General features: G+C 36.3%; 1 protein-coding gene. It reads right to left on the bottom strand.

All coding sequences use genetic code 11. The annotated features are described in order from the left end of the window. Positions 1 to 864: 864 nt before the first annotated feature. A complete protein-coding gene (locus BWI44_RS22250) occupies positions 865 to 2046 on the bottom strand; it encodes a tyrosine-type recombinase/integrase (protein WP_195209252.1) in 1182 nt (393 codons plus the stop codon). Positions 2047 to 2330: the final 284 nt, after the last annotated feature.

Raw genomic sequence — 2330 nt, 5'->3', positions numbered from 1 at the left:
AATTATTAAGTTAAACAAAAGTTAACTTGATAATATCCGGAAAGATTAGTTGAGGCTCTGATATAGAGGGACATCAAGACTTTCAATACAATAATTCAGAGCTAAGTATTAGACTTATCATCCGAGTTTCTCCCTAAGTTGATTATTAAAATGTTGTGCTCCCAAATTTTTCATTCAAACAATGTTTTCATCAATCTTTCCTACATCCTACACCGATGAAGATTTTTCTTTGATTATCAGGCGTATATGCGGTGAATGAAGAGACATAGGCAGGTGTATGAAATATGTTTCCTACACCCGAAAAATGCCTTAAAATGCGTGACTTTGCCCATAACACACTCATCCTCAATGTTTATGGGTGGTTTCTGTAAACCTCGTCAGATTGCATATAAATATCCTTTTTTGCAGTAGATTTGAGATTTTTTAATTCGTTGGTGGAATTTGGAAGCTGCCAATATCCTGTCAGAGGTGTATCAAAAAGGGATCAAATCCTTATTTGCTCCGTACCATCTCCACATAGAGGTACTTCTAACCGAATCTGGTACGGAGTTGGTACGGATCGGATGCTGCCCAGCTCCGGCCTTGATCTCTTTCGGACACGAAGAGAAAGTCATTCCGCCAACTGATCGCATACTTTACTAAACGCCACACAGGAACTTTCTTAACCCCACGCAGTAACTCTCTTAACCCCACGCAGTAACTCCATTTACATGCCGTGGTAAAACTCGTTACATACCGTGGTAAAGAGCGTTACAATAAGCGGTAAAGCTCGTTACATCCTGCGGTAAATGCTTTTACATTATGAGAAAAGCAATTGGTAAATATAAAGCACTGAATATTAAAGTGTTATTAAAAAATCTGCATTTATTTAATTAATCGGTCGAGAATTGCTCTGAACACTTTATCAGCATGTTCCTGCATGATTCTGATATAATTGAATATGGGACGGTTGTTTTTCATGCTATGCCCTATGCAATATTCTATTTTTTCTATTTCAATTCCTAATTCATATCCATGTTGGGCAAATGTTTTTCTGGCGGAATAATAGGATACTTTTCTAGTAACTCCGGCTAACTTTGCCACCTTATATATATGTCTGAACACTAAACTATATACTTTCTCATAAGACGAGTATTTGCCAAAGACTAATTTTCCGCTTTCTGATATGTACTTATTGATGATATCTTGTGCTTCCGGTTGAATGGTAAAGGCTATTTCGTTCTCACTCTTCTTGCTGTTCTGGGTTTTATGACGCACATACCGCATGCAGTTCCGGTCTTTAAAATCGTATTCCATCAAGTCTCTCAAGTTAATGCCACCTAAATAATAAGTAAGCATGAATATATCCCGTACCATTTTCAGGGTCGGTTTGCACAATTTTACATCCCTGATTCTTTTCATTTCATCTATGGTTAAGTCTAATTCCCTGACGTTACTGACTGGCATTTTGAATAGCACAAAAGGATGGACCGGATAATTTACGTAGTTCATTTTCCTGGCATAGTTCAGTATGACTCTTATTAAGGTAAGGTAAATTCTGACAGAGGTTGTGGACAACCCTTCTTCTTTCATTGTATTGGCAAAACCTTGTATATGCAGTGGCGTAAGTTGTATCAGAGGGAAATCTCCTTTCATATATTTCTGAAATCTTTCACAGGCTATCCTGTACAACTTATAGGACTTCTTTTGCTCTTCATTTCTCATAGAAGAGAGGTATTCGTCAGCTATCACACAAAAAGTAACTCCTTTTTTTTGTTGTTCACGGGTAATGGTATGTATCAACTCCGTACACGACAGTGTTTGTAAATAATGGATGGATGATATGATTTCTTCGTATTCATAGATTATCTTGCGCAGGCAAGTGTTAATATTTGCTGCATTTTCGTGCCTGACTACTTTACCATTTTTCATTTGGTTTGCAGAATCCAATATGAATTGAGTAGAAATATATCTGGTTTGCGAACGGTGCGCTACTGCAATTCTTATTCGATGTCTTCCATTGGATAACTTTTTTGTAGGTACAATGACTATTGAAAGATTGGCCATATTCGTTTTTGGATTTATATGTTTCTCGCTACAATATTAGAGTAACAATTCCGATAATAAAATGCCCGGAATAATCAAAATGCTACGAAGACTAATCATTTTGATTTTATTCACAGTCGTTGATACTATTTTTCAGTTGAAAAGACTGAATTTTCCATGCTTTGACACAATCCTACATTCCCTTTTTTGTACTTTGCATATATATTTGCAACACTTTTTCACAGGTGGGAGACCTTAATTCTCCTGAGAGAATAGAAAACTAACTTTTGTTTAACTTAATAATT

Source organism: Bacteroides sp. Phil13 (assembly GCF_001940965.1).
Lineage (GTDB): Bacteria > Bacteroidota > Bacteroidia > Bacteroidales > Bacteroidaceae > Bacteroides > Bacteroides intestinalis.
This window is presented reverse-complemented; position numbering and strand designations above follow the sequence as displayed.